General features: G+C 65.3%; 21 protein-coding genes. 11 read left to right on the top strand and 10 right to left on the bottom strand.

Annotation, left to right across the window (positions count from 1 at the left end; all coding sequences use genetic code 11):
- Window positions 1-402: 402 nt before the first annotated feature.
- Window positions 403-3069 carry a glycosyltransferase gene (locus tag EDE08_RS10540; protein ID WP_131868804.1) on the bottom strand — a complete coding sequence of 889 codons (2667 nt, stop codon included), beginning with the start codon at window positions 3067-3069 and terminating at the stop codon, window positions 403-405.
- Between the two features lie 211 nt (window positions 3070-3280).
- Complete coding sequence (locus EDE08_RS10535) at window positions 3281-3877, bottom strand: beta-1-3, beta-1-6-glucan biosynthesis protein (protein ID WP_131868803.1); 597 nt, start codon at window positions 3875-3877, stop codon at window positions 3281-3283.
- 330 nt (window positions 3878-4207) lie between these two features.
- Between EDE08_RS10535 and EDE08_RS10530 the strand changes: the two genes are divergently transcribed.
- Window positions 4208-5767, top strand: coding sequence for a glycoside hydrolase family 17 protein (locus EDE08_RS10530; protein WP_165935800.1), 1560 nt, complete (start codon window positions 4208-4210; stop codon window positions 5765-5767).
- Here the strand turns inward: EDE08_RS10530 and EDE08_RS10525 are convergent.
- The 3 genes from EDE08_RS10525 to EDE08_RS10515 all read right to left on the bottom strand — a co-directional run bounded on the left by EDE08_RS10525 (window position 5727) and on the right by EDE08_RS10515 (window position 8167).
- Complete coding sequence (locus EDE08_RS10525; protein WP_028178746.1) at window positions 5727-6107, bottom strand: hypothetical protein; 381 nt, start codon at window positions 6105-6107, stop codon at window positions 5727-5729. The genes EDE08_RS10530 and EDE08_RS10525 overlap by 41 nt on opposite strands.
- A gap of 95 nt (window positions 6108-6202) precedes the next feature.
- Complete coding sequence (locus EDE08_RS10520) at window positions 6203-6643, bottom strand: MgtC/SapB family protein (RefSeq protein ID WP_028178747.1); 441 nt, start codon at window positions 6641-6643, stop codon at window positions 6203-6205.
- Between the two features lie 135 nt (window positions 6644-6778).
- Window positions 6779-8167 (bottom strand): hypothetical protein, encoded by a 1389-nt coding sequence (locus tag EDE08_RS10515; protein WP_131868801.1) that lies wholly within the window; start codon window positions 8165-8167, stop codon window positions 6779-6781.
- 176 nt (window positions 8168-8343) lie between these two features.
- On the opposite strand from EDE08_RS10515, the gene glmU reads away from it, so the two are divergent.
- Window positions 8344-9699 (top strand): bifunctional UDP-N-acetylglucosamine diphosphorylase/glucosamine-1-phosphate N-acetyltransferase GlmU, encoded by a 1356-nt coding sequence (gene glmU, locus EDE08_RS10510; RefSeq protein ID WP_131868800.1) that lies wholly within the window; start codon window positions 8344-8346, stop codon window positions 9697-9699.
- 6 nt (window positions 9700-9705) lie between these two features.
- Here glmU and EDE08_RS10505 read toward each other — a convergent pair whose 3' ends face one another.
- Window positions 9706-9924, bottom strand: a complete 219-nt coding sequence (locus tag EDE08_RS10505) for a hypothetical protein (protein WP_131868799.1) — start codon at window positions 9922-9924, stop codon at window positions 9706-9708.
- A 220-nt stretch (window positions 9925-10144) separates the two neighbouring features.
- Between EDE08_RS10505 and glmS the strand changes: the two genes are divergently transcribed.
- From glmS to panE, 4 genes are all read left to right on the top strand, one after another.
- Window positions 10145-11971, top strand: a complete 1827-nt coding sequence (gene glmS, locus EDE08_RS10500; protein WP_131868798.1) for a glutamine--fructose-6-phosphate transaminase (isomerizing) — start codon at window positions 10145-10147, stop codon at window positions 11969-11971.
- An 89-nt stretch (window positions 11972-12060) separates the two neighbouring features.
- The gene (locus tag EDE08_RS10495) at window positions 12061-12831 is read left to right on the top strand and encodes a DUF502 domain-containing protein (RefSeq protein WP_131868797.1); all 771 of its coding nucleotides are present in this window, start codon (window positions 12061-12063) and stop codon (window positions 12829-12831) included.
- Window positions 12832-12936: 105 nt separating this feature from the next.
- Window positions 12937-13806 carry an NAD(P)-dependent oxidoreductase gene (locus tag EDE08_RS10490; RefSeq protein ID WP_165935801.1) on the top strand — a complete coding sequence of 290 codons (870 nt, stop codon included), beginning with the start codon at window positions 12937-12939 and terminating at the stop codon, window positions 13804-13806.
- Window positions 13807-13883: 77 nt separating this feature from the next.
- Window positions 13884-14813, top strand: a complete 930-nt coding sequence (gene panE / locus EDE08_RS10485; RefSeq protein WP_131868795.1) for a 2-dehydropantoate 2-reductase — start codon at window positions 13884-13886, stop codon at window positions 14811-14813.
- Here panE and recG read toward each other — a convergent pair.
- The 4 genes from recG to EDE08_RS10465 all read right to left on the bottom strand — a co-directional run bounded on the left by recG (window position 14810) and on the right by EDE08_RS10465 (window position 19246).
- Window positions 14810-16918, bottom strand: a complete 2109-nt coding sequence (gene recG, locus EDE08_RS10480) for an ATP-dependent DNA helicase RecG (RefSeq protein WP_131868794.1) — start codon at window positions 16916-16918, stop codon at window positions 14810-14812. The genes panE and recG overlap by 4 nt on opposite strands.
- A 35-nt stretch (window positions 16919-16953) precedes the next feature.
- Window positions 16954-17370 carry a hypothetical protein gene (locus EDE08_RS10475; RefSeq protein ID WP_131868793.1) on the bottom strand — a complete coding sequence of 139 codons (417 nt, stop codon included), beginning with the start codon at window positions 17368-17370 and terminating at the stop codon, window positions 16954-16956.
- 65 nt (window positions 17371-17435) lie between these two features.
- On the bottom strand, window positions 17436-18059 hold the full coding sequence (gene prfH / locus EDE08_RS10470; RefSeq protein WP_131868792.1) for a peptide chain release factor H: 624 nt from the start codon (window positions 18057-18059) through the stop codon (window positions 17436-17438).
- Window positions 18056-19246: an RNA ligase RtcB family protein gene (locus EDE08_RS10465; RefSeq protein ID WP_131868791.1), complete on the bottom strand. Its 1191-nt coding sequence runs from the start codon at window positions 19244-19246 to the stop codon at window positions 18056-18058. Before EDE08_RS10465 ends, prfH begins: the two co-directional genes overlap by 4 nt.
- A gap of 332 nt (window positions 19247-19578) precedes the next feature.
- On the opposite strand from EDE08_RS10465, the gene EDE08_RS10460 reads away from it, so the two are divergent.
- The 5 genes from EDE08_RS10460 (at window position 19579) to EDE08_RS10440 (ending at window position 25632) form a co-directional block, all read left to right on the top strand.
- Entirely contained in the window at window positions 19579-19869 is a 291-nt protein-coding gene (locus EDE08_RS10460) for an FAD assembly factor SdhE (protein ID WP_131868790.1), read from the top strand.
- Window positions 19866-23384 (top strand): transcription-repair coupling factor, encoded by a 3519-nt coding sequence (gene mfd / locus EDE08_RS10455; protein ID WP_131868789.1) that lies wholly within the window; start codon window positions 19866-19868, stop codon window positions 23382-23384. Before EDE08_RS10460 ends, mfd begins: the two co-directional genes overlap by 4 nt.
- 247 nt (window positions 23385-23631) lie before the next feature.
- Window positions 23632-23841 carry a cold-shock protein gene (locus EDE08_RS10450; RefSeq protein WP_131868788.1) on the top strand — a complete coding sequence of 70 codons (210 nt, stop codon included), beginning with the start codon at window positions 23632-23634 and terminating at the stop codon, window positions 23839-23841.
- 145 nt (window positions 23842-23986) lie between these two features.
- A complete protein-coding gene (locus EDE08_RS10445; protein ID WP_165935802.1) occupies window positions 23987-25159 on the top strand; it encodes an acyl-CoA desaturase in 1173 nt (390 codons plus the stop codon).
- Between the two features lie 230 nt (window positions 25160-25389).
- Window positions 25390-25632, top strand: coding sequence for a hypothetical protein (locus tag EDE08_RS10440; RefSeq protein ID WP_131868787.1), 243 nt, complete (start codon window positions 25390-25392; stop codon window positions 25630-25632).
- The last annotated feature ends 4 nt before the right edge of the window (window positions 25633-25636 follow it).

Here is a 25636-nt window from a genome sequence, read left to right as displayed (position 1 = left end):
CATGTCTTGCCGCTGCGCTCTTGAGCTTGCGTCGCGGGGAAAAACCGGCTGTTTCCGGATCATGCTCTCGGCCCGCGCTGTGTAGGGGGAGTGGCTGCGGAGGTCAATAGTGCGGATGGTTGCCGAAGTTCATGGCAGGAGCGGGGATTCGCTCGCTGCTTCCGCTGGTTAGGCCGGGAATCTCAACCTGATTGGCGGACCGCCATCCACGCCGAAGAGCGATGAGCTCCTGCGCGAGGGGAGGAGGCTGCCGCAAGAGCCGGGCCTTCCATGGTTCGAGACGCCCGCTTTGGCGGGCTCCTCACCATGAGGGTCTGATAGTCTCGCCCCACAATACGGCCTCATCCTGAGGGCCCGCCGCGGGCGGGCGTCTCGAAGGATGGCGGGCGAGCTTTTCGCCCGTCAGTTCGTCTCGCGCCGCACCTCGCTCGGCACGGTTTGCGGCGCGCCGACGGGGGGCAGGGCGACCGGGCGGAGGCCGATCAGCTCGGCGGTGCGGATCGCGCTGTCGCGCCAGAACTGGAACGAGTTGATCCGGCTGAGCTCGAGGATGGCGATGGCGACCGCGGCCAGGAACGGCAGGCTCTGCAGCACCAGCACGCCGGCGAAGATGTAGATCTCGGTGATCTGCCGGAAGCTGTTGGAGGCGACCAGCACGCCGGCGCCGATCAAGAGCAGGGAGCCGATCACGGCTTCCCAGAACGCCTGGAACTCGATCGACATCCTGCTGAGGCCGCCCTTGGAGGTGCGGGCGAAGGCGATGTGCTCGGTGATCAGGCCCTGCGCCACCGCGCGTGACACCGTCCACTGCACGCTCATCGCCGCGATCATCGCGCCCAGCATCTGGCCCGGCTTGATCGCGACGCGGGCGCGGTACATCGACAGGAAGTGCGCCAGCGAGACGACGAAGGCGCCGATGATCGGCAACGTCAGGATCTTGTCGGGGATGGCGATGTCGGCGAAGGCGACGATCGGCACCCAGACGAGGTTGAGCAGCGCCACGACCACGCCGAGGCTTTCGGCGCCGAGCCAGTTCAGCCAGCCGAGGCCATATTCGCGCTTCTGGTCGGGCGTCAGCCGGCTCGCGCCGGGCAGGAAGCGGCGCCAGTGCTTCTTGACGATCTGCAGGCCGCCATAGGCCCAGCGGTGCCGCTGCTTCTTGAAGGCCTCGTAGGTGTCCGGCAGCAGGCCTGCGCCGTAGCGCGTGTTGGTGTAGTGGGTGGTCCAGCCGAGCTCCTGGATCGCAAGGCCGAGATCGCTATCCTCGCAGATCGTGTCGGACGACCAGCCGCCGGCCATGTCCATCGCGGCGCGGCGGATCAGGCACATCGTGCCGTGCACGATGATGGCGTTGGCCTCATTGCGCTGGACCATGCCGATGTCGAAGAAGCCGGCATATTCGCCGTTCATGATGTAGTGCATGATCGACAAATCGCCGTCGCGATGCTCCTGCGGCGCCTGTACGAGGCCGACGCGCGGATCGGCGAAGGCCGGCACGAGGTCCTTCAGCCAATCGGGCTCGACGACATAGTCGGCATCGAGGATGCCGATGATCTCAGCATCGGCGGCGGTGCGGTCCATCGCGATGCGCAGCGCGCCGGCCTTGAAGCCCTGCACCTTCTCGGCGTTGATGAACTTGAAGCGTTCACCGAGCGCGCGGCAATGGTCCTGGATCGGCTGCCAGAAGGCGGGATCCGGCGTGTTGTTGATGATGACCACGCATTCGTAGTTCGGATAGTTCAGCCGCGACAGCGCATCCAGCGTCTGCTTGAGCATGTCGACCGGCTCGAAATAAGCCGGGATATGGATCGAGACCTTCGGATAGTAACTCTCCGGCACGTTCTCGACCGGCGTGCTCCTGGTGAGAAGCCGCTGCGGCGGCCGGCCGAAGGCGACCGCGGCGATCTCGTCGATGCGCGCCATCGCAATGAGAACGAGAGGAACGAGGAGGATCATGCCGAGCGTCAGCGCGAAGGCCGAGCCGAAGATGAAATAATGGCTGTTCCAGAAGGCGAACACGGTCGCGGCCCAGGCGCCGACGCCGTTGGCGGTCGCCGAGAGCAGGAAGGCCTGCTTCGCAGTCGCTTTCTGGATCCGCAAGATCGGCAGCGACAACAGGATGCCGACCAGCAGCGCGATGCCCATCAGCTTCCAATAGTCGGGATTCTCCACCGGGCCGGTCCAGGCGAATTTCGGCTCGCGGCTGGCGTTGAGGATGCCCCAGTACGGACCGACGCCGCCTTCGAAGAATTTCCAGGGCTGATCGATGGCTTCGACGATGTTGTATTCCATGCCGATGGCTTCGGCACGGCTGACGAAGTCGCGCAGGACCAGCGCCTGCTGGAACGGGCCGGGGTCGGCGTTGCGCAGATTATAGCCCTGGCTCGGCCAGCCGAACTCGGCGATCACGATCCGCTTGCCGGGGAACAGGTTGCGCAGCAGGTTGTAGCGGTCGACGGCCTGGTCCACCGCCTGGTCCGAGCGGAAGTTCTCCCAATAGGGCAGCACGTGGGCGGCGATGAAATCGACGTTGGAGGCAAGGTCGGGATTGTCGCGCCAGATGTTCCAGATCTCGCCGGTGGTCACGGGCACGCGGACCGCGCCCTTCACCTTCTTGATCATGTCGATGAGGTCTTCGACCTTCTGCTCGCCGCGATAGATCACCTCGTTGCCGACCACGACGCCGACGACGTTGCTGTTCTTGCGGGCGAGCTCGATGGCGGCCTTGATCTCGCGCTCGTTGCGATCCTTGTCCTTGTCGATCCAGGCGCCGACGGTGACCTTGAGGCCGAACTCGGCCGCGATCGGCGGCACCAGTTCCACGCCGCCCGTGGACGAATAAAGGCGGATCGCGCGCGTCATGGTCGACAGCGTCTTCAGGTCGGCGCGGATTTTCTCGACCGTCGGGATGTTGTCGATGTCGGGGTGGGCCGAGCCTTCGAACGGCGCGTAGGAGACGCTGGGCAGGAGGCCGTTGAAATCGGGCGCGGGTTCCTTGTCGCGCAAGACCCCCCAGACTCCTGCATGGAGCACAGACACGAGCAACAGAACGGCGGCGACTACGCGCATCGCGGCTAAACCAAAAGGGGCTGAGGTGGCAGGGAAGCGGATCTGACCCCGAGATCCGACCGAGTCCGCGGCAAGGGGAGCATATCTCTGCCGCGCGGTTTCACAACTGTCATGGCCTCATGTCCTTATGAGGGCATGCCTTTTGGGATGCGTGGCAGTGCCAACCGTCTCTATCGCCGATCGTTCCTGAACGGCAGCTGAAACGATCGCGCTATTTCGAGGGGGCCGGGGACGGGCTTGCCGCAGGCGAGGGGCTCGCGGCGGGCTGCGGTGCCGGCGGATTGCCCGAGGCCGGTGCTGCCGCCGGCGGGGAAGCCGTGGCCGCGGCCTGCTGCGGCTGGGCGTTCGGGTTGATCCAGCACGCGTGCACGCGGCTATCCAGGGTCTCGGCGACCTTGGGATCGATCTGACCGCCGAATCGGGTCAGGCAGCGGAAGGCGGCCTGGATGTGACCACCGGGGCAGCCGAAGCGGTCGTAGAGATCGAGATGGCGGAACGCGGTATCGAGGTCGTCCCGCCACATCAGCCGGACCACGCGCCGGCCGAGCCAGACGCATTCGGGGTTGCCGGCCGGGCCGTTGATGACCTTGGCCGCTTCGGCAAATTCGTCGGTGCGACGCTGATTCTGGGCCGCTTCCTTGGCGGCGTCGGCAGGCTGGGCGGCGGCCTTGCCCTGCTCGGGGGTGGGGGTGCCGCTCTGGGCGGAAGCGCCGCCGACACCGATCAGAACGAGCAAGGAGGAGACGGCCAAGGTGGCGGCGAACTGCCGCAGGACCGCATTTCGTGACTCGAACACCCGTTGCCGCATGAATTCCCCAATATATCCGCTGACCGTCCGCGCCGAGACCTCGCGGACGCGCTAGCTGATGGCGTCCAAATGGGTCTCCAATGCGGCGGAAAATTCCCGTCGAATCCCATGACCTGTATTTCGAATTTTGTCCAGCAAAGTCACGATCCTAGCCCACGACTGAACGGCCGCGGCCAAATTCCGCAGGGTGAGGAGCGGGTCGGTCGCCTGCTACCCCTTGGCAGAAGGCGTGCGAGCAGGTAATCGACGGACCCTTCGCGGAGGACGGAACCGATTTCTCTTCGTACGCCACTGGCGCTTCTGCTCGTTTCATTGGGTGCGATCGCTGCCGTGTGGTGGTGGCTTGCCACGCCGATCACGCTCGCGCGCGCCCCGATCGATCCCGCCGACAAGGTCCAGTGCGTCTCCTACGCGCCGTTCCGCGGCGAGCAGACCCCGCTGGAGGCGTGGACCCATATCGAGGCCGAGCAGATCGAGCAGGACCTGCGCCAGCTCAAAGAGATCACCGACTGCATTCGCACCTATTCGATGGAGAACGGGCTCGACCAGGTGCCGGCGGTTGCCGCCAAGGTCGGCGGGCTGAAAGTGCTCCAGGGCATCTGGCTCTCCAGCAACCGCACCAAGAATTTCGAGCAGGCCGCGCTCGCGGTTCGCCTCACCAAGGAATTCCCCGACATCATCAGCGCGGTGATCGTCGGCAACGAGGTGCTGCTGCGTGGCGAGATGACGACGGCGGACCTCATCTCGATCATCCGCTCGGTGAAGGCGCAGGTCAGCGTGCCCGTCACCTATGCCGATGTCTGGGAATACTGGCTGAAGAACCGCGAGGTGTATGACGCCGTCGACTTCGTCACGATCCACATCCTGCCCTATTGGGAGGATTTCCCCGTCAGAGCGAAATTCGCTGCCGCCCATGTCGAGCAGATCCGCGAGCGCATGGTGGTGGCGTTTCCCGGCAAGGAGATCCTGATCGGCGAAACCGGCTGGCCGAGCGCGGGCCGGATGCGCGACGGTGCGCTGCCGTCGCGCACCAACCAGGCGCGCGTCGTCTCGGAAATCCTCGGCCTTGCCAAGGCGCAGAAGTTTCGCGTCAATCTGATCGAGTCCTACGACCAGCCCTGGAAGCGCAAGCTGGAAGGCACCGTCGGCGGCTATTGGGGCCTGTATGATTCGGTGCGCCGAAACCTGAAATATCCGCCCGGCCAGCCGATCAGCAATTTCCCGTACTGGAAATGGTACATGGGCGCGGGCATGGGCCTCAGCGTGCTGGTGTTCGCCGTCGCGCTCATCACGCTGCGCCGGCGGCCGTGGACGCCGCGCTTCTCGGCCTGGCTCGGCGTCGGCATCTCGGCGACGACGGCGGGTAGCCTGCTCGGTATCGGCATCGACAAGATGTACTACGAGAGCTACGGCATCGGCGGCTGGCTGCTGTGGGGCGCGCTGCTGCTCGCCGGCATCCTGTCGCCGATCTTCTGCGCGCAGGCGATGGTGATCGGCCGCAGCCTTCCGACCTTCCTCGACCTGCTCGGCCCGCGCGAGGGCCGGAAATGGTCTAAGCTCACCGCGGTGCTCGGCCTGACGCTGGCAGTGACGGCGGTGATCGCTTCCGCGACCGCGCTCGGCTTCGTGTTCGACCCGCGCTACAAGGATTTTCCCTACGCCGCGCTGACGATGGCGGTGGTGCCGTTTGCGCTGCTGATGCTGAACCGGCCGCAGATCGGCCAGCGTCCAATCGCGGAAGCGGTGTTCGCGGGCGTGCTGACGCTTTCGGCCGCCTATGTGCTGGTCAACGAGGGCCGCGACAATTGGCAGTCGCTGTGGACCTGCGTGATCTATCTGTTGTTCGCCCTCACGCTGTGGCGGGCGCGGGCCGAGCAAACCCAAGAATGAACAGGCCGATCGCAAGGCCGGACAGCACGACGTTGTAGAGCACGATGCCAAGGCCGGCGGCGACGATGCCGACCGTGAGCAGCACGATCGACGGCCGCATCAGGTTCAGCGTTGCCACCACCAGCGCGACGATGCCGAACACCGAATTCTTGAACAGGACGGTCGCGACCGAACGCGCCTTGCAGATCGCGGTCTGCAGGCCGGCGTCGCAAGCAAGCGCGACCGTCGAGAGCTCGATGCCGAGATAGCGTAAGTAGCTGGCATAGCCGACGGAGACGAAGCCGACGACGATCAGGAACTGCACCTGGTAGGGCGTGAGGCGAAAGGGCTTCTTTGTCATGGGCGCAATATGATCGGGATGGCGCGGGCAGGCAACAGGGCAGGCGATGTTTCCGCTGACCGATATGGGGCGGACGTGTCCTGCCGACGCCCGGATTACTTCAACCCCAGCCGGCGCTCAACCCAGCCCAGCACGAACAGCACGAGCAACGTCACCGCGATGGCTGCTCCGACGAGCAGCCAGGCTCCCAACGCGCAGGCAATGCCGAGGCCGGCCGCGATCCAGACCGTCGCGGCCGTGGTGAGGCCGTGAACCGTCTTCGCCTTGGCGTCGTGCAGGATGACGCCTGCCCCGATGAAGCCGACGCCGGTCAACACGCCGGCAACGACGCCCTGAATGACCCTTGAGATCGCATCCGGGTGGTCGCGCAGGTTCTGGAACTCGATCACGGAGATCGAGACCAGCGCGGAGCCGAGAGCCACCAGCGCCAGGGTTCGCATGCCCACCGGCTTGTCGTTCATGTCGCGATCGATGCCGATCAGCAGCCCTGTTCCGGCAGCGACGAGAAGCCTCAGGACATCATCCAGCTCGTTCATCAAAACCCACGAGTTCGGAAACGGGGCGGCATTTGGATTGCGCCGGACATGACTGCAAGCTTGCTGCGAAAGAGCGGCTCGCGTCCAAGCGGCCGTTGGTCGCATGCCCGCAGCTTCCGTTCGGGGAGAAGGCGTTTACCGCCTGAAGAACGACGATGGCGTCGATCCCGCTGACGTCGATGCTGCCTCCGGTTTCGCCGGTGCCGGCGCGGGCTGAGCCACGGGAGCGGGCGCAGGCTCCTCGCGCTTCGATCGTTTCGAGGAGTAGTTGCGGCGGCGCTGCGGCTTCTCGGGCTTTGCGGCCGGCGCAGCTTCGGCTTGCGGCACCGCGTCCTGATTCTTCTCCGGGCTCTTCTCTTGAACCCTGTCCTGGGTCTTCTCTTGCGCTTTTTCCTGGCCCTTCTCTTGTCCCTTTTCTTGTCCCTTTTCCTGGCCGCCACGCATCGACAAACGTTGACCATCGAACACGGTGGTCTCGCAGTGACGGTCATTCTCGGCGAGGCTCGCGCAGAATTTTGCGGCGACGGCGGCGTTGACCAGCGGGCCGGCTCCCAAGCGAAGCTGCATGCCGAGGCCGGTGGTGCCTTCCTTGATCATGATGATCGGCCGCAGCGCCGCGATCTCCGGATGGGACTTGGTCAGGCCGCGCCAGAGCGCGCGCAGGCCGTCGATCGAGTTGGCGCCGCCGAGATCGATCGCAAAACGGGTCTGCTGAACCGCGATCGCAGGGGATTCGTTCTCGGCCGCTTCGGGGGGCTTCGTTGCTGCCGCGACGACCTCGGCGGCGGGCGCCGGCTCGGCCTTCTTCTCGGCAGCCTTCTCAGCGGCGTCCGGTTGAGCCAGTTTCGGTGCGGACGAATCCGGCGGTGCCATGAGCGACTTCGACGGCACCAGCGGAATGGCCGGCAACGCCGAATTCATTGCGGGAGTCTGTTGCACGAGCAAGGCGGCGGCTGCGGTCTGTGGCGGTGGGCTCGGTGCCTCCTTCAGTTCCTTCGGAGTATCCTTCTGAGAATCCCTGGCGGCCTCGGTGCGCGGCTTCTCGCTTGCCGGAGTTGGACTAGAGGCGACCGGCGCGACGCTGGGGGCTGCGGGTGCCGGGTCCTGCGGCTTCGCGCCCTGCTGCGGCGTGGTGGTTTGCTTTGCAATGGCACCGGTGACGGAATCGAGCCCTTGCTCCAGCACGGTGACGCGCGAATAGAGCCGGTCGCGATCGGTGTTCAGCGTCTCGATGGCGGCGGCGAGCCGGCGGGCCTCGTTCTGGCTCTCCCTGGTCAGCATCTGGAGCCGGTCGGCCTGGCGCGCGAGATCGGTGGCGGCAGCCTGGTCGCGCCGCCAGCCGAGCTGGGCCTGGTTGGCCATCACCGCGATGACGACCGCGCCCACGGCCGCTACGCCCCACGAGCCCAGCCGCCACATCATGCGACGGTCGAACGCGCTTTCCTCCGCCAAAAGTCCGGAGAACAGCCCGCCGGTCTCCTTGGTGCCGAAGGCATCCGCCAGTCGGTCGGAATCCTTTGCCATGTACGTTAAGTGCCCAGCCCCGGTCCGGACTTCCCCGAATCAATCAGGGAACATTAACAGGAAAAGCGCCTCGCACTTGAATTCCGGGCGTTTGCGGGGGTAGCAAGGCGATAGCCTTCCGAGGGCGCTCGCTGCCCGTTGCGCCAATTGATTCGGCTATATCTGACAGGATTTCGATGACCGCCCGTTCCAGCCTCACGATCGTGCTCGCCGCCGGTGAAGGCACGCGCATGCGATCGAGCCTGCCGAAGGTGCTGCATCCCGTAGCTTCCCAGACGCTGCTCGCCCACGTGCTCGCCGCCGCACCGACGGGAGCCGGCACCTCGCTCGCGGTCGTGATCGGCCCCGATCACCAGGCCGTCGCGGATGAGGCGAAGCGCATCCGTCCCGACGTGCTCATCTTCGTGCAGAACGAACGCCTTGGCACCGCGCACGCGGTGCTGGCGGCGCGCGAGGCGATCGCGCGCGGCGTTGACGATCTCCTCATCGCCTTCGGCGACACGCCGCTGATCTCGGCCGAGACCTTTGCGCGGCTGCGCGCGCCGCTCGCCAGCGGCGCCGCGATTGCCGCGCTCGGCTTTCGCGCCGCCGATCCGACCGGCTACGGCCGCTTCATCGTCGAGGGCGACCGCCTGGTCGCGATCCGCGAGCAAGCCGACGCCAGTGCGGATGAGCGCAAGATCGATCTGTGCAACGCCGGCGTGATGGCGATCGACGGCCGCCGCGCGCTCGACATCCTCGGGCAAATCGGCAATGCGAATTCCAAGGGCGAATATTATCTGACGGACGCAGTCGAAATCGTCCGCGAAAAGGGATGGGAGTCCGTCGTGATCGAGACCAGCGAGGACGAGGTGCGCGGCATCAACAACAAGGCGCAGCTCGCCGAAGCGGAAGGCGTGATCCAGGCGCGCTTGCGCAAGGCGGCGATGGAGGCCGGCGTCACGCTGATCGCGCCGGAGACAGTTCATCTCTCCGCGGACACCGTGTTCGGCAAGGACGTGACCATCGAGCCGTTCGTGGTGATCGGCCCCGGTGTGTCGATCGCGGACGGCACCGTGATCCATTCATTCTCGCATATCGTCGAGACCACGCTCGGCAAGAACGTCTCGATCGGTCCCTATGCGCGGCTTCGTCCCGGCACCTCGCTCGGCGACGGCGCGCGCATCGGCAATTTCGTGGAGACCAAGGCGGCGACGCTGGAGGCCGGAGTCAAGGTCAACCATCTCTCCTACATCGGCGATGCCACCATTGGTGCCAACTCCAACATCGGCGCCGGCACCATCACCTGCAACTACGACGGCTTCAAGAAGCACAGGACGGTGATCGGGCAGGGCGCGTTCGTCGGCACCAACTCTTCGCTGGTCGCCCCGGTGACAATCGGAAAGGGCGCCTATATCGGCTCCGGCTCGGTGATCACGAAGGATGTACCCGACGACGCGATGGCGCTGGAGCGCAACCAGCAGGTCATCAGGGAAGGCGGCGCGGCGCGCTATCGCGAGATGAAGACGGGCGGCAAGAAGCCGGAGAAGTGAGCGGCGCTATTCGTCGTCGGCGAATTCGGAGAAGATGGCGCGGGTCAGGCGCCAGCCGCGCGGCTTGGCGCGCTTCACCGGCTCGCCTTGGTCATGCTTGACGAAGACGGGCTTGCTTTCCTTGCCGCGCATGGGCGGCGGCCAATGCGCAAGGCGCGTGCCCGTGGTCTCGCTGGGGCGGACGGACATCGATGACAGGCCTTTGCGGTCGGACGAGCCCTTCATGACCTTGTATCTCCTGGATGGAAATCGTTGGCTAAACCGGTTGACAACAAGTTAATGCGCGCGGTTTAACGCCGGCCAATTCGACGCAGGCGAAGTGCAGGGCGCCCGGTGCTGTCTCAATCGGCAATAATTATTGAGTATCTGGTTCGCGGGGAATTTCGCTAAAAACTGAGCGCGTCGTTTAGGCGATTTTTCGACGATTTGGGGGATAGTGATCCGCATGTGCGGGATTGTCGGCATTCTCGGGCGCGAGCCGGTTGCAGAGCAATTGGTGGATTCGCTCAAACGTCTTGAATATCGCGGCTATGATTCCGCGGGCGTCGCCACGCTCGAAGGCAAGCACCTGGAGCGCCGCCGCGCCGAGGGCAAGCTCAAGAACCTGGAGAAGCGGCTCGAAGCCGAGCCTCTGAAGGGCACCACCGGGATCGGCCACACGCGCTGGGCCACCCACGGCAAGCCGACCGTCAACAATGCCCATCCGCACGCGACCGAGCGAGTCGCTGTCGTTCACAACGGCATCATCGAGAATTTCCGCGAGCTGCGCGAGGAGCTCGAGAAGAACGGCACGGTGTTCCACACCGAGACCGATACCGAGATCGTGCTGCATCTCGTCGACGATTTGCTCACACGCGGCAACAAGCCGGTCGAAGCCGTCAAGCTGACGCTGGCGCGGCTGCGCGGCGCCTTCGCGCTCGGTTTCATCTTCTCCGGCGACAACGACCTCATGATCGGGGCCCGCAACGGACCGCCGCTGGCGATCGGCTACGGCGACGGCGAGATGTATCTCGGCTCCGACGCCATCGCGCTCGGCCCGTTCACCGACACAATCAGCTATCTCGAGGACGGCGACTGGGTGGTGCTGACCCGCAAGAGCGCGACGATCTTCGACAAGGACGGCTACACCGTCCAGCGCGACAAGATCAGGCACGCCGCCTCGACCTCGCTGGTCGACAAGGCCAATTACCGCCACTTCATGGCAAAGGAGATCCACGAGCAGCCGGAAGTAGTCGGCCACACGCTGGCGCGCTACGTCGACATGGCGACCGAGCGCGTCGCGCTGCCGGTCAAGCTCCCGTTCGACCTCAAGACCATCCAGCGCATCAACATCACGGCGTGCGGCACCGCGAGCTATGCCGGCTTCGTCGCGAAGTACTGGTTCGAGCGCTTTGCGCGCGTGCCGGTCGAGGTCGATGTCGCCTCCGAATTCCGCTACCGCGAGGCGCCCTTGCACAAGGGCGATCTCGCCATCTTCATCTCGCAGTCCGGCGAGACCGCCGACACCCTGGCCGCGCTGCGCTATGCCAAGGCGCAAGGCGTGCACACGGTCGCCGTCGTCAATGTGCCGACCTCCACGATCGCGCGCGAAAGCGAGACCGTGCTGCAAACGCTGGCGGGACCGGAGATCGGCGTCGCCTCGACCAAGGCTTTCACCTGCCAGCTCATGGTGCTGGCAAACCTTGCGATCGCAGCCGGCAAGGCGAGAGGCGAATTGTCCGACGAGGACGAGACCAGGCTGGTCCATGGCCTCGTCGAGGTCCCGCGCCTGATGGCAGACGCGCTCACCACCGAGCCCCAGATCGAAAAGCTCGCGCACCGGATCGCCAAGTCGCGCGACGTGCTCTATCTCGGCCGCGGCACCAGCTTCCCGCTGGCGCTCGAAGGCGCGCTGAAGCTGAAGGAGATCTCCTACATCCACGCCGAAGGCTATGCCGCCGGCGAGCTCAAGCACGGGCCGATCGCGCTGATCGACGAGACCATGCCTGTCGTCGTCATCGCGCCTTACGACCGGGTGTTCGAAAAGACCGTCTCGAACATGCAGGAGGTCGCCGCGCGCGGCGGCAATATCATCCTGATGACGGACGCCAAGGGCGCGGAGGAGGCGACCGTCGAGTCCCTCGTCACCATCGTCATGCCCGACATGGCGGCGGCCTTCACACCAATGGTCTATGCCGTCCCCGTGCAGCTGCTCGCCTATCACACGGCTGTCGTCATGGGTACCGATGTCGACCAGCCGCGCAATCTCGCCAAATCGGTGACCGTGGAATAGGCAAAACGGACATCGGTCGGTCGCTTCGTGGTCTTCCAAAACCTGCTAGAAGACCCTAGCTTGTTGCTAGCGACCGACCTGGAACCAGAATGACCCCCCGCGACGACGCGCCTGCGCCTCTTGATCCCGTCCCGGAACCGCATACCGGCCTGATGGGCCGCTTCCGCAATTATTTCCTGACCGGGCTCGTCGTGACCGGGCCGATCGCGATCACGCTGTATCTGGTCTGGTGGTTCGTCACCTGGGTCGACGGCGTGGTGCGGCCCTTCGTGCCGCTGGCCTACCGGCCGGAGACCTATCTGCCCTACGTCATTCCCGGCTGGGGACTGGTCGTCGCATTCTTCACGCTGACGCTGGTCGGCTTCCTGGCGGCCAATCTGATCGGCCGGACGCTGGTCGATGTCGGCGAGACGTTTCTGGGCCGGATCCCGGCGGTGCGCGCCATCTATCGCGGCCTGAAGCAGGTGTTCGAGACGCTGTTCTCGGGCAAGGGCTCGAGCTTCCGCAAGGTCGGCCTCGTCGAGTTTCCCTCGCCGGGCATGTGGTCGATCGTGCTGATCTCGCAATCGCCGAACGAGGACATCGCGCGCAGCCTCCCAGGGCAGGAGGAGCACGTCTCGGTGTTCCTGCCGTGCTCGCCGAACCCGACCACCGGCTTCTTCTTCTATGTCCCGAAGAGCAAGATCATCGAGGTCGATCTCACCGCCGAGGATGCCGCGACGCTGATCATGTCGGCCGGCGTGGTGCAGCCGGGCTCAGCCCCCGATCCGAAGAAGGCGGCCGCGCTTGCCGGCGTGGCAAATGCCGCGCGCATCGCCAATGCCTCCAAGCTCCAGCCCGAACCTGCGAAGGCGGAGTAGGGCCATTCCCCCGCGGGATGGCCGCGTTCACGCAGGCGTTTTCGTCATCTGCTAGTCTCCGGTTGAACCCGAGCCTGCCGCCCGGAATCCGATCTGGAGTGCATGATGTCCAAAACGACGTCGAAGACCATTGCGATCCTCGCCCCCGGTGCAATGGGCAGCGCCGTGGCCCGCCGTCTCGGCGAGAACGGTGCGCGCGTGCTGACGTCACTGAAGGGGCGGAGCGAGGCGACGCTGAAGCGCGCGGCGGACGCCGGCATGGTCGGTGCCGAGGACGATGCGATCGCGGAAGCCGACATCATCCTCTCGATCGTGCCGCCGGGCGAAGCCGTCGCGCTGGCTGAGCGGCTGGCCGCGCTGATCGTTAGGCGCGAGAAGAAGCCGATCGTGGTCGACTGCAATGCCGTCAATGTCGATACCGTGCAAAGGATCGAGGAGATCATCGGCTCGGCCCAGGCACCGTTCGTCGATGCCGGCATCATCGGCTTTCCGCCGCAGCCAGGCGGCAAGAGTCCGGCCTTCTACATGTCCGGCGAGTTCGCCAGCGAGGTCGCCGTGCTGAAGGACCTCGGCCTCGACGTGCGGATCGTCGAAGGCCCGGTCGGCGCGGCATCCGCTCTGAAAATGTCCTATGCCGGCATCGTCAAGGGTCTCGCCGGCATCGGCTCGGCCATGGTGATCGCGGCCACGAAAGCGGGCGCGGCCGATGCGCTGCGCGACGAGCTTGCGCTCAGCCAGCCGGCGATCCTGGCGCGACTCGAAGTGGCGCTGCCCGACATGATTCCGAAGGCCTATCGCTGGGTCGCGGAGATGCGGGAGATTTCCGGCTTCCTTGGCCCCGACCATCCGGCTGGCCAGATCTACGACGGCTTTGCGCGCTGGTTCGAGCACCTCGCGGAGGATGCGAATGGCGAGGCGGTGGATGCGGAACTGATGAAGGCATTCGCTGAAAAGAGCGCGAAAAAGAAAGTCTAGCTGTCGGCCTCTCGCAATCGGCTTGCCGTTCCGGTCGGGCAATGGCTGAATGGCCGACGCATGCAATGGGAGTTCGAATGAGAGTGCTTGTGATCGGCGCGGGCGCGCTTGGCGGGTATTACGGAGCTTGCCTCGTCCGGGCAGGCCGCGACGTGACCTTCCTGGTGCGCGAGAAGCGGGCCGAGCAATTGCGGCGGAATGGATTGCAGGTCGTGAGCCCGCACGGCAACTTCGCGGTGCAGCCGAAGCTTCTTGCGGCTGGCGATCTCAAGGAGGCGTTCGACATCGTGCTCGTCGGCGTGAAGGCCTACTCGCTCGACGACGCGATGAGCCAGTTTGCGCCCGCCGTCGGCCCCCACACCATGATTTTGCCGATCCTGAACGGGTTGAAACATCTCGACGCTCTCACCGCCAGGCTCGGCGCTGCTCGCGTCCTCGGCGGACTCGCAAATGTCAGTGCCGGGCTCGATGCGGAGGGCCGGGTCGTTCAGTTCATGGCCAATCAGACCATCGTCTTCGGCGAGATCGAGGGGGCACTGAGCGAACGTGCGCTCGCGCTGGAGACACTGCTCCAGGTCCCCGGCATCGACGTGCGCGCCAGCGAAGCGATCATGCAGGACATGTGGGAGAAGTTCGTGCAGCTCTCGACGCTCGCCGGCATCACCTGCCTGATGCGCGCGAGCATCGGCGACATCCTGGCCGTCCCCAACGGGGAGCAATCCATTTTCCGCCTGTTCGCCGAATGCTGCGCCGTTGCGACGGCCTCCGGTTTTGAGCCGCGCGCGCCGTTCATCGAGTTCGACCGAAAACTGTTTACGACCCTGGACTCGCCGCTCAAGGCCTCGATGCTGCGCGACATCGAGCGCGGCTCGATCACCGAGGCGGAGCATATCCTGGGCGATATGGCCAATCGCGCCCGTGCGCTCGGCATCGACACGCCGGTGCTGGATCTGGCGCGGGCGCATGTGGCGGCCTACGAGGTGGGGCGGCGACGGGCGGCCGGCTAGCCCGCCCCGATCAGCGGGATCGCTTCGTCTCGTTCGTATAGGTACAACAGGCACCGCAGCGCCTCGCCGCGCTCGCCCTTGAGCTTCGGGTCGTCCTTGAGGATGCGCAGCGCCTCGTCTCTAGCCTGGGCGATCAGCTGGCCGTGCACCTCCGGGCGCGCGATGCGGTAGCCGGGCAGGCCGCTCTGGCGCACCCCCAGCACGTCGCCTTCGCCGCGCAGCTTCAAATCTTCCTCCGCGATGCGGAAGCCGTCGGTGGTCTCGCGGATCACTTTCAGCCGCGCCTTCGACATCTCGCCGAGCGGCTCACCATAGAGCAGAATGCAGGTCGAGGCTTCCGAGCCGCGGCCGATGCGGCCGCGCAGCTGGTGCAGCTGGGCAAGGCCGAAGCGCTCGGCGTTCTCGATCACCATGATGGTTGCGGCGGGCACGTCGACGCCGACCTCGACCACGGTGGTCGCGACAAGGAGTCCGATCTCGTGCGCGGCGAACTGGCCCATCACGCGATCCTTCTCGGTGCCCTTCATCTGGCCGTGAACGAGGCCGACACGCTCGCCGAAACGTTTTTGCAGGCTCTCGAAACGCTTGGTCGCATTGGTCAGGTGCTCGGTGCCCTCGGCTTCGGATTCCTCGACCAGCGGGCAGATCCAGTAGACAAGCTTGCCGGTTTCGAGCGCGCGGCCGACACCGTCCATCACCTCACCGAGCCGGCTCATGGCGACGGCGCGGGTGTCAATCGGCTGGCGGCCGGCGGGCTTCTCGCGCAGCTCGGAAATGTCCATGTCGCCGAAATAGGTCAGCACCAGCGTGCGCGGAATCGGCGTCGCGCTCAGCACCAGCACGTCGACGGCTTCGCCCTTGGACGTCAGCGCAAGCCGTTCGCGTACGCCAAAGCGGTGCTGCTCGTCGACGATGGCGAGCGCGAGATCATGGAAGATCACATCGTCCTGGATCAGCGCATGGGTGCCGACGAGAAGGTCGATCTCGCCTGCGGCGAGCCGGGCGATGATCTCGCGCCGCTCCTTGCCCTTTTCCCGGCCGGTGAGGATGGCGACGCGCATGCCGGCGCGCTCGGCGAGCGGGGCGATGGTCTTGATGTGCTGACGCGCCAGAATTTCCGTCGGCGCCATCAGCGCGGCCTGCTTGCCGACCTCGGCGACGGCGGCGGCTGCGAGCAGCGCTACGACCGTTTTGCCCGAGCCAACGTCGCCCTGGAGCAGCCGCAGCATGCGCACCGGCTGCTTCAGATCGTCGGCGATTGCCGCGGCAGCGTTGCGCTGAGATGGCGTGAGCGCGTAAGGAAGGGCGTCGATGATCCTGTTGCGCAGGTGTCCGTCGCCGGCATTGCGCACGCCGGCGGGGCGGCGCAGCTGTGCGCGGATCAGCGCGAGCGCGAGCTGGCCGGCCAGCAGCTCGTCGAAGGCGAGGCGCGACCAGAACGGCTGGTCCGGCAATATGTCGGTCAGCTCGACCGGCTGGTGCACGCGATTAAGCGCTTCCGCGATCGGCGGGAAGTGGCAGCGTCGCAGCACCTCGGGGCTGATCCACTCCGGCAAGGCAGGAAGCTTCAGCAGCGCCTGCGCGATCGCGCGGCGGAGCGAGCCGAGCGCGAGACCCTCGGTCAGAGGATAGACCGGATCGATGCCCGACAGTTTCGAGATCGCCTCTTCGTCGAGCACGCGGTCCGGATGCACGATCTGCGGGATGCCGTCGTACATCTGGAGCGTGCCGGAGACGTAGCGCTTCTCGCCGACCGGCAGCAGCTTCTCGACATAGCCGGGCTTGGCGCGGAAGAACGTGAGCACGACATCGCCGGTGTCGTCGCTGGCGTAGACGAGATACGGCGCGCGCGCATTGCGCGGCGGGGGCGGGCGGTGACGATCGACGGTGACCTCCAGCGTCACCATGGTTCCCTGGGCCGCGTCGCGGATCTTCGGCCGGGCTCGGCGGTCGATGACCTGGCTCGGCAGATGCAGCAGCAGGTCGACCAGCCGTGGCGTCTCGCTGCGGCTGAGCAGGTACTGCAGCAGCTTGTCCTGCTTCGGACCGACCCCGGGCAGGCTGGTCACGGGAGCAAACAGCGGATTGAGCAGGCTGGGGCGCATCGGGAAGATCTAGCTCGGCGTCATTGCAGACGGAATCAAGTGGTTCCTTTTTCCATTTTGTGAGCTGCCGCCCGTTTTATGAAATCAATTGCATATTGCTGCTGCTCGCTGGTCGCGCGCCAGTCAACCAATTGGTCTGATAAACCAAGACTTGTCAGAACTTCGTCTATCAAAGACTCTGCTCCGAACTCCGCAAGGATAGCGGCGTCGACTTGGACGTGTGGCCCCTTCTCGCCATAGTGATCAATCAAATGTTGGCGCTCGATGAGCACGACGACCCGTCCCGTGGGGAGCCGAAGGCAAATTGCACCTGTCGGGCCTAATTCGTCTGTCCAGCTTTCGATCTCAAACCCCAGGGACTTTGCGATTTCGGAAAGCCGCACCTGAAAGCGCAAAATCTCATATTCGGGGTTGGAAAACCGATAGCTGAAAACCTGTACCACGTTCGTCATGGGGGCGTTCCAAAGCGGTGAGACGGGAGCCATAGCGAGGCGCGTCCGGCGCTCGCCAACCTATACTAAAATGCCCGGAAGGCGCTGCCCTTGAACCGCTTCACCGGTCGCCCGCGTTCCAGGCTATCGTGTGCGGCATGCGCATCGTTTTGTGCGGTGATGGCCGCCATTTCCCCGTGCAGCCGGAGAAGCGCCGCCATTCGCTCCAACGCCAGCGCCTTGTTGCGGTGCTGCGAGCGTTCCTCCCGCACCACGACGGAGAGACCGCTTGCGATGTGGGTAGCACGCACCGCGCTCTCTGTCTTGTTCTGGTGTTGGCCGCCCGGACCGCCGGCCCGGAAGGCTTCGAAGCGGACGTCCTGGACTGCGAGCGGCTTCGGTGCATCCGGCAGTGCTGGAAGCTCGAACACGCCGACGAACCAGTTCTTCCGCTTGTGATGCGGCCGGATCGGGCTTGGCGCCACCCACTGGATTGCACCGACCCACGGCCGGGCGAACGCCGCAGCGGCCTCGCCATGGATGACGACGATGGCCGAAGCGGGGCCATGCCGGTCGGGCTTCGGGCCCTCGACGCAATCGGTTTCGAGCCCGAGCGCGGTGGCTTCGGCTGTCAGCGCCGAAACGGCCTTGCCGACCGCGATCCGGCATTCCGCCGGACCGCGTCCGCTGGTAAACAGGAGGCGGATCATCGGCGATCCTCCCGCCAGCTCTTGTCGCGCTTGCCGCTCGCCGCGGCGCTCGACTGACCCTTCTTGAAGGTCAGCAGCGGCCGGAAGGTGGCCACCACGCGAGCGAGGCCGAACTCCACGAGATCGGCGATGACGCGCTCGATGCTCTTGTAGGCGTCGGGCGCTTCCTCCGCGAGCAGGCCGCGATCGCCGCAGACGACGATACCGCCGAACGGGTTGCGTTTCAGCCTGGCAACGTCCGTCTTCTTGACCCGGACGCGACCGTGCATGGACGCTCGGTCGTATTTGCGGCCCGCGCCGTGCGCGAGCGATGCCAGCGCTTCGGGTTGCATGTCCGCCAGAGGCTCGACCAGATATGACAGCGTTCCGCGCGACCCCGGCACCGGCACCAGTCCGCGATCGGCCGCCGCCGCGCCCTTGCGATGCAGCGCCAGCACATCGCCGGCGGCGCTGGGCCGGCTCTCGACCATGTTGTGGGCGAGGTCGCTCACCGGACGCAGAGCCGCGCGCGCGGCGGCTCCGGTCCGCTCTGCGATGATGCGGCGATTGAGCTTCGCCCATCTCACGGCGCGATCGTGGTCGGCAAGATAGGCATTTGCTGCGTCGCTGCCGATGGACAAGGACTCAGATCCATCCCGCAAGACCCGTTCCAGGATCGAGAAGCCGAGGCCCCGCGAGCCGGAATGCACCAGGACATAGGCCAGATTTCGGTCGAGGCCGGCGCGTGCGGCCGCGTCCGGCTCGAGGATCTCGTCGACGGCCTGGAGTTCGCAGAAATGGTTGCCGCCGCCGATGCTGCCGAGCGCGGCGTCGAAGGCGGTCGCGCCGAGGTTTGCGTCCGCAAGCGCGTTCTCCACGTTGCCGGCCCAGGGCTGGTCGAGCGCGTGCATGCGTTCGGCAAGATGGTCGAGCCGCAGCTTGCGCGCGGCGATATCGAGCTGGAACAGGCCCATGCCGCAGCCGATGTCGGAACCGACGAGTTGCGGGTGGATCCGCTCGGACAGGATGGCGCAGCCGACGGGGCCATACTTGCCGGGATGCAGATCAGGCATGGCAGCGACCGACCGGACTCCAGGGAGGCCGGCGACCTGTTCCAGTTGAAGTGTTGCATTGCCTTCGATCCATGATTTGGACGAGGCGAAGATGTGGATCGGCGCGCGGCCGTCCACGTTGGGAAACGTGCCCATTGAAAGCTTTCAGAAGATAGGGATCGTCGACACGCGCAAGGCGCGTGGTTTCCCTAACGGCGCGGCCAACGCACGCGCAGTTTAGGCGATGCCCTCGACGGGGCGGCGAGACATGAACGTCATCGAGCCTTCTCCCTGATGATTGCGCCAAGCGGCGCCGGATCGGGGCAGACACATAGCGGCGAAAGCGAGAAGCCGCAAGCCACAGGCGATGTGCTTCCGGCGACAGATGTCCTTCCGGCGACAAAAGGCTGCTGACATTTCGAGGTGCAGGGCCTATATCACCCCGGCCCGGCACGTCCGGGCTTTCTGCGTTTGACTGGATTTGAGACATGACGGGAACGATACGATCGAGCAGCGGGCTGGACGACCGGCGCAAGCGGCTTCTGTTCCGCTGCTGGCACCGCGGCACGCGCGAGATGGACCTGATCCTCGGCCGCTTCGCGGATGCCGAGATCGCAAATCTGTCCGACGCCGAGCTGGACGAACTCGAGCGCCTGCTCGAGGTCAACGATCCCGATCTCTATGCCGCCATCACCGGCGACAAGGTGCTGCCCGCCGATGTCACCGGCGCGCTGTTCGCCCGCATCAAGGCGTTTCCGATCACGGACGGCAATCTATGAAGCAGGGGATGAAGTCGCCGGCCGAGCTGCTCACGCCCGGCCGCGCGCTGACGCTTGCCAATGTCGCGGAGGGCGCGGAAGGCCTCGTCGTCTCCGATCTCGCCCGCGCCATTGCGGCGCGGCCGAAGAAGCCGGCCGTCAGCCTCGCCGTGGTCTGCCGCGACGGCGGGCGCATGCAGCAGCTCGAACGCGCGCTGCGCTTCTTCGCGCCGGATCTGCCGGTGCTGACCTTTCCGGCCTGGGACTGCCAGCCCTATGACCGGGTCTCACCGCATGGCGGCATCCTGGCGCAGCGCCTGACCACGCTGGCCCGGCTGGCTTCGCTGACCGGCAGCGACAAGCCGCTGATCGTGCTGACGACCGTGAACGCCGTGGTGCAGCGCGTGCCCGCGCGCGAGCTCGTTGCGGCGCAGGCGCTGTCGGTCGCCCCCGGCAATGTCGTGCCGATGGACATTATCGTCGCCTGGCTCGAGCACAACGGCTACAACCGCTCCTCGACCGTGCGCGAGCCCGGCGAATACGCCGTGCGCGGCGGCATCCTCGATCTGTTTCCGGCCGGCCTCGAACAGCCCGTGCGGTTCGACTTCTTCGGCGACAGCCTGGAATCGATCCGTTCCTTCGATGCCGAAACGCAGCGCACGCTGCTCGACATGCGTTCGCTCGACCTCGTGCCGGTGTCCGAGTTCCAGCTCGTCACCGACACCATCCGTCGTTTCCGCATGGGCTACGTCGCCGAGTTCGGCGCGCCCGAGCGTGACGATGCGCTGTACGAGGCGGTCAGCGAAGGGCGGCGCCATCCCGGCATGGAGCACTGGCTGCCGCTGTTCCAGGACCGTATGGACACGCTGTTCGACTATCTGCAAGGCGCTCCGATCGCGATCGAGCCGCAGGCCGAGGACGCCGTGCGCGAACGCTTCAAGCAGATCCTCGATTATTACGAGGCCCGGCGCGAGGCGATGGAGCACCCCGGCGGCGGCGCCATCTACAAGCCGCTGCCGCCCGATCGGCTTTATCTGACCGACGAGGAATGGGGCAGGCGCCTCGGCGATGTCCCGTTGGCGCGGCTGACGCCGTTCTCCGTGCCGACCGACGGCACGAGCATCATTGACGCCGGCGCGCGCAAGGGCCGCGACTTCGCCCCGGAGCGCAACGACACCGCCGTCAACGTGTTCGAATCCGTCGTCGCGCACGTGATGGCCTTGCAGGCCCAGCGCAAGAAGGTCGTGATCGCGCTGTGGTCCGAAGGTTCGCGCGACCGCATGACGTCGATGTTGCGCGATCACAAGCTGACCCACACCACCAGCGTCAACAGCTGGCGCACGGTGCAGGCGACGCCGCGCAACGAGACCATGCTCGCCGTGCTCGGCCTCGAAAGCGGCTTCGAGACCGACGAGATCGCGCTCATCAGCGAGCAGGATATCCTCGGCGACCGCCTGGTGCGGCCGCGCAAGGCGAGCCGCAAGCTCGACAATTTCATCTCGGAGGTGACGAGCCTCAATGCCGGCGACATCGTCGTGCATGTCGATCACGGCATCGGCCGCTTCATCGGCCTGCAGACGCTCGACGTCGCCGGCGCGCCGCATGACTGCCTCGAGCTGCATTACGCCGCCGAGACCAAGCTGTTTCTCCCCGTCGAGAACATCGAGCTGCTGTCGCGCTACGGCTCCGACCAGACCGACGTCGAGCTGGATCGACTGGGCGGCTCGGGCTGGCAGACCCGCAAGGCGAAGCTGAAGAACCGCATCCGCGAGATCGCGGGCGAGCTGATCAAGATCGCCGCCGAGCGCATGCTGCACGAAGCGCCGAAACTGCCGGTGCAGCAGGGCCTCTATGACGAGTTCTGCGCGCGCTTCCCCTATGACGAGACCGAGGACCAGCTCGGCGCCATCGAATCCACGCTGAAGGACCTCGAAAAGGGCCGGCCCATGGACCGGCTGATCTGTGGCGACGTCGGTTTCGGCAAGACGGAAGTCGCGCTGCGCGCCGCCTTTGCGGTCGCGCTCGACGGCAAGCAGGTTGCGGTCGTGGTGCCGACCACGCTGCTCGCGCGCCAGCACCACCGGACCTTCAGCGAGCGGTTCAAGGGTTTCCCGGTCAACGTCGCCCAGGCCTCGCGCCTGATCCCCACGAAACAGCTCAACGAGGTCAAGAAGGGCCTCACCGACGGCTCCGTCGACATCGTGGTCGGCACCCATGCGCTGCTGGGCAAGGCGATCAAGTTCCGCGACCTTGGCCTCCTCATCGTCGACGAGGAGCAGCATTTCGGCGTCAGCCACAAGGAGCGGCTGAAGGCGCTGCGCGCCGAGGTCCATGTGCTGACGCTGTCGGCGACGCCGATCCCGCGGACGCTGCAATTGGCGTTGACCGGCGTCCGCGAGCTGTCGATCATTGCCTCGCCCCCGGTGGATCGCTTGGCAGTGCGCACCTTCGTCGCCCCGCACGATCCCCTGATGATCCGCGAGGCACTGCTCCGCGAGCGCTATCGCGGCGGCCAGGCTTTCTACGTGGTGCCGCGCATCGACGACCTCGCCGAGGTCAAGGACTTCCTCGACAAGAACGTGCCGGAGATGAAGGTCGCGGTCGCGCACGGCCAGATGCCGCCTGCCGTGATCGAGGACATCATGACCGCGTTCTACGACGGCAAGTTCGATATCCTGCTGTCGACCACGATCGTCGAGTCCGGCCTCGATATCCCCAACGCCAATACGCTGATCGTGCATCGCGCCGACATGTTCGGCCTGGCCCAGCTCTACCAGCTCCGCGGCCGGGTCGGCCGATCCAAGCTGCGGGCCTATGCGCTGTTCACGCTGCCGGCGCAGCAGAAGATCACCGCGCAGGCCGAACGCCGGCTCACCGTGCTGCAATCGCTGGAGACGCTGGGCGCCGGCTTCCAGCTCGCTTCGCATGACCTCGACATCCGCGGCGCCGGCAATCTGCTCGGCGAGGAGCAGTCCGGCCACATCAAGGAGGTCGGCTTCGAGCTCTATCAATCGATGCTGGAGGAGGCGATCGTCAACCTCAAGGCCGGCGTCTCCGAGCCCGCTGCCGACCGCTGGTCGCCGCAGATCACCATCGGCATGCCCGTGCTGATTCCGGACGACTATGTCAGCGACCTCTCGGTGCGGCTGTCGCTGTACCGGCGCCTTGCCGATCTCGACACCGAGGAGGAGATCGAGAACTTTGGCGCCGAGATGCGCGACCGCTTCGGCGTGCTGCCGGACGAGGTGCGTTATCTCTTCAAGGTCGCCGCGATCAAGGCGTTCTGCCGCAGGGCCAATGTCGAGAAGATCGATGCCGGTCCGAAGGGCGCCGTCATCGTGTTCCGCGACAATTCCTTTGCCTATCCCGATCGCCTCGTGACCTTCATCCGCAGCTACGGCCAGGCCGCCAAGGTGCGGCCCGACATGAAGGTGGTGTTCCTGCAGGACTGGGAAACGCCGGAGGAGCGCCTCGCCGGCACGACCGAGATCATGAGGCAACTGGCGCAGCTCGCCGAGAGCAAGAAGGCGGCGTAAGCGGCTACCTTAGCCAAGTGCGGCGCAGCGCGAACGGCGCACCGCACTTGGGCCCGAAGGGGGTGACATATCGTCACTTGCGGAATGACCAATAAATAGTCATGTTCGAATCTTCGAGTTTCGGCCGAACGACTTGGCCTCGCCGCGATTTGCGCGCCTGACTGATGACCCTCCCTCCAGATCTCGAATTCGCTGACCGCACCCCTGTGCGGCTCTAAAGACTTATCTATCTCAAAGGACGCTCCCCATGACGACGGGAACAGTGAAGTGGTTCAACGGCCAAAAGGGTTTCGGCTTCATTCAGCCGGACCAGGGAGGCCAGGATGTTTTCGTTCATATCAGCGCGGTTGAACGTGCCGGCATGAGTTCCCTCAACGAGGGTCAGAAGGTTTCCTTCGACGTCGTTGCAGACCGCCGGACCGGCAAGTCTGCTGCGGACAATCTGCGCGCCGCATAAGCTGCCGCAGCCGGCGCCTGTCGCTTTGACCATGGATGTATTGGCAGAGCTTCAGGTTCTTGCGACCCGCGACTGGTTTACCGGCCGCGGGTTTTTTGCACTGCATGCGCGGTGGTCCGCCCACCGCAACAGCTGAGGTTCGAGCGTGTCTGCGAATATCGAGTCAGATGAGGAACATGACGACGTCATGTATCCGCAGGTTCTGCCGTTCTTGTTGATCCACGTCGGATGTGTCGCGGCGATCTGGTCGGGTGTTTCGTGGCAGGCGGCCGGGCTTTGCGTCGCGCTGTATTGGCTGCGCATGTTTGCGATCACGGCCGGATATCACCGGTACTTCTCACACCGGGCCTACGCGACGAGCCGGGTGTTCCAATTCGTCCTTGCCTTCCTTGCCCAGAGCAGCGCCCAGAAGAGCGTGCTGTGGTGGGCCGCCAAGCACCGCCATCATCACCTTCACTCGGACACTGCGCAGGATGTGCATTCGCCCCGGCACAAGGGCTTCCTCTACAGCCATGTCGGCTGGATCTTCTATCGGCAGCACGACGGGACCGACCTGGTGAAAGTGTCGGATCTGGCATCGTATCCCGAACTGACGTGGCTGCACAGACTGGAGCTTTTGCCGGCGGTCGTGCTCGCGGGGCTCTGCTTCCTCATCGGCGGCTGGTCCGGATTCGTGGTCGGATTCCTCTGGAGCACCGTGGTTCTGTATCACGCCACGTTCTGCATCAACTCGCTCGCACATGTTCATGGACGCAAACGGTATGTGACCGGCGATGACTCCCGCAACAACTGGCTGCTCGCGTTCCTGACGATGGGTGAGGGGTGGCACAACAACCATCACGCCTACCAGGCCAGCGCCCGACAGGGCTTCTACTGGTACGAAATCGATCTGACCTATTATGTTCTGGTGGCGATGTCCTGGCTCGGAATTGTCTGGGATCTGAAGACGCCACCCATTCAGGTTCTGCGCAACGAGCATCGGCTGGGATCGCGCGCGATAAGGCAAGCGGCCGAGCAGCTTGCCGGCCGCTTCAATCCCGAACACATCGCGTCAGCGATCAAGACATCGATTCATGAAACCGAATTGTCGCTGCGGGACGCGCTCCTTCTGTTGCAGCAGCGTGCCGACTTGCGTTTGCCCAGCGTGCCGACTCGCGACCAGCTGCTGGCCGAAGCGCAGCGCATGTTCGCGAAGACGATCTCTCTGGAGGACATTGTCGACCGCGCCCACGAACTCCTGAGCGACTCCGTTAGCTTTCTCCTGGTCACTCCCGCCCAGCCGGTCCACGCGAAATCGACGGCGAATGGTGGCGTTTAGCGCGGGCGATACCCATATAAGGGTATGACACATTGGCAGAAGTCCAGTCCGCGACAAGCACCCAGATCCAAGGCAGAACTCCGCGAGATGCTGACCGAAGCGGTCCGCAACACGCGCCCCGTCCTTGACCGAAACCAGGCGAAGGCGCCGACGATCGCCGAAGGCCCATCTGTTTCCAGTCAGGCGTTCAAGATCCTTCCAGCGGTTCGTTGACCGGGAGCAGGTGCTGCATGCGCAAATTTCCCGATCCTACCGAACAAGAGCTGAGTGAGGGCCCGCAAGCGGTGGCCTTCCAGATCGCGCATGGGAATAGGCGGCAGAACTGCATCCTGCAGACGAACTTGCCGACCAAGGTGCAGGCGCAGCGATATCTTCTCGCGAACTGGCCGGTCGTCGAGAAGATGGCTCGTGACGCTCTCGTGCTGGGGAAGGTCGAGAACGGCGAGATCAGACTCGCGATGCCGCCGACGTAATCGC

Origin of the sequence: Bradyrhizobium sp. R2.2-H (assembly GCF_004346455.1) — a bacterium.
GTDB classification, from domain to species: Bacteria; Pseudomonadota; Alphaproteobacteria; order Rhizobiales; family Xanthobacteraceae; genus Bradyrhizobium; species Bradyrhizobium diversitatis.
This window is presented reverse-complemented; position numbering and strand designations above follow the sequence as displayed.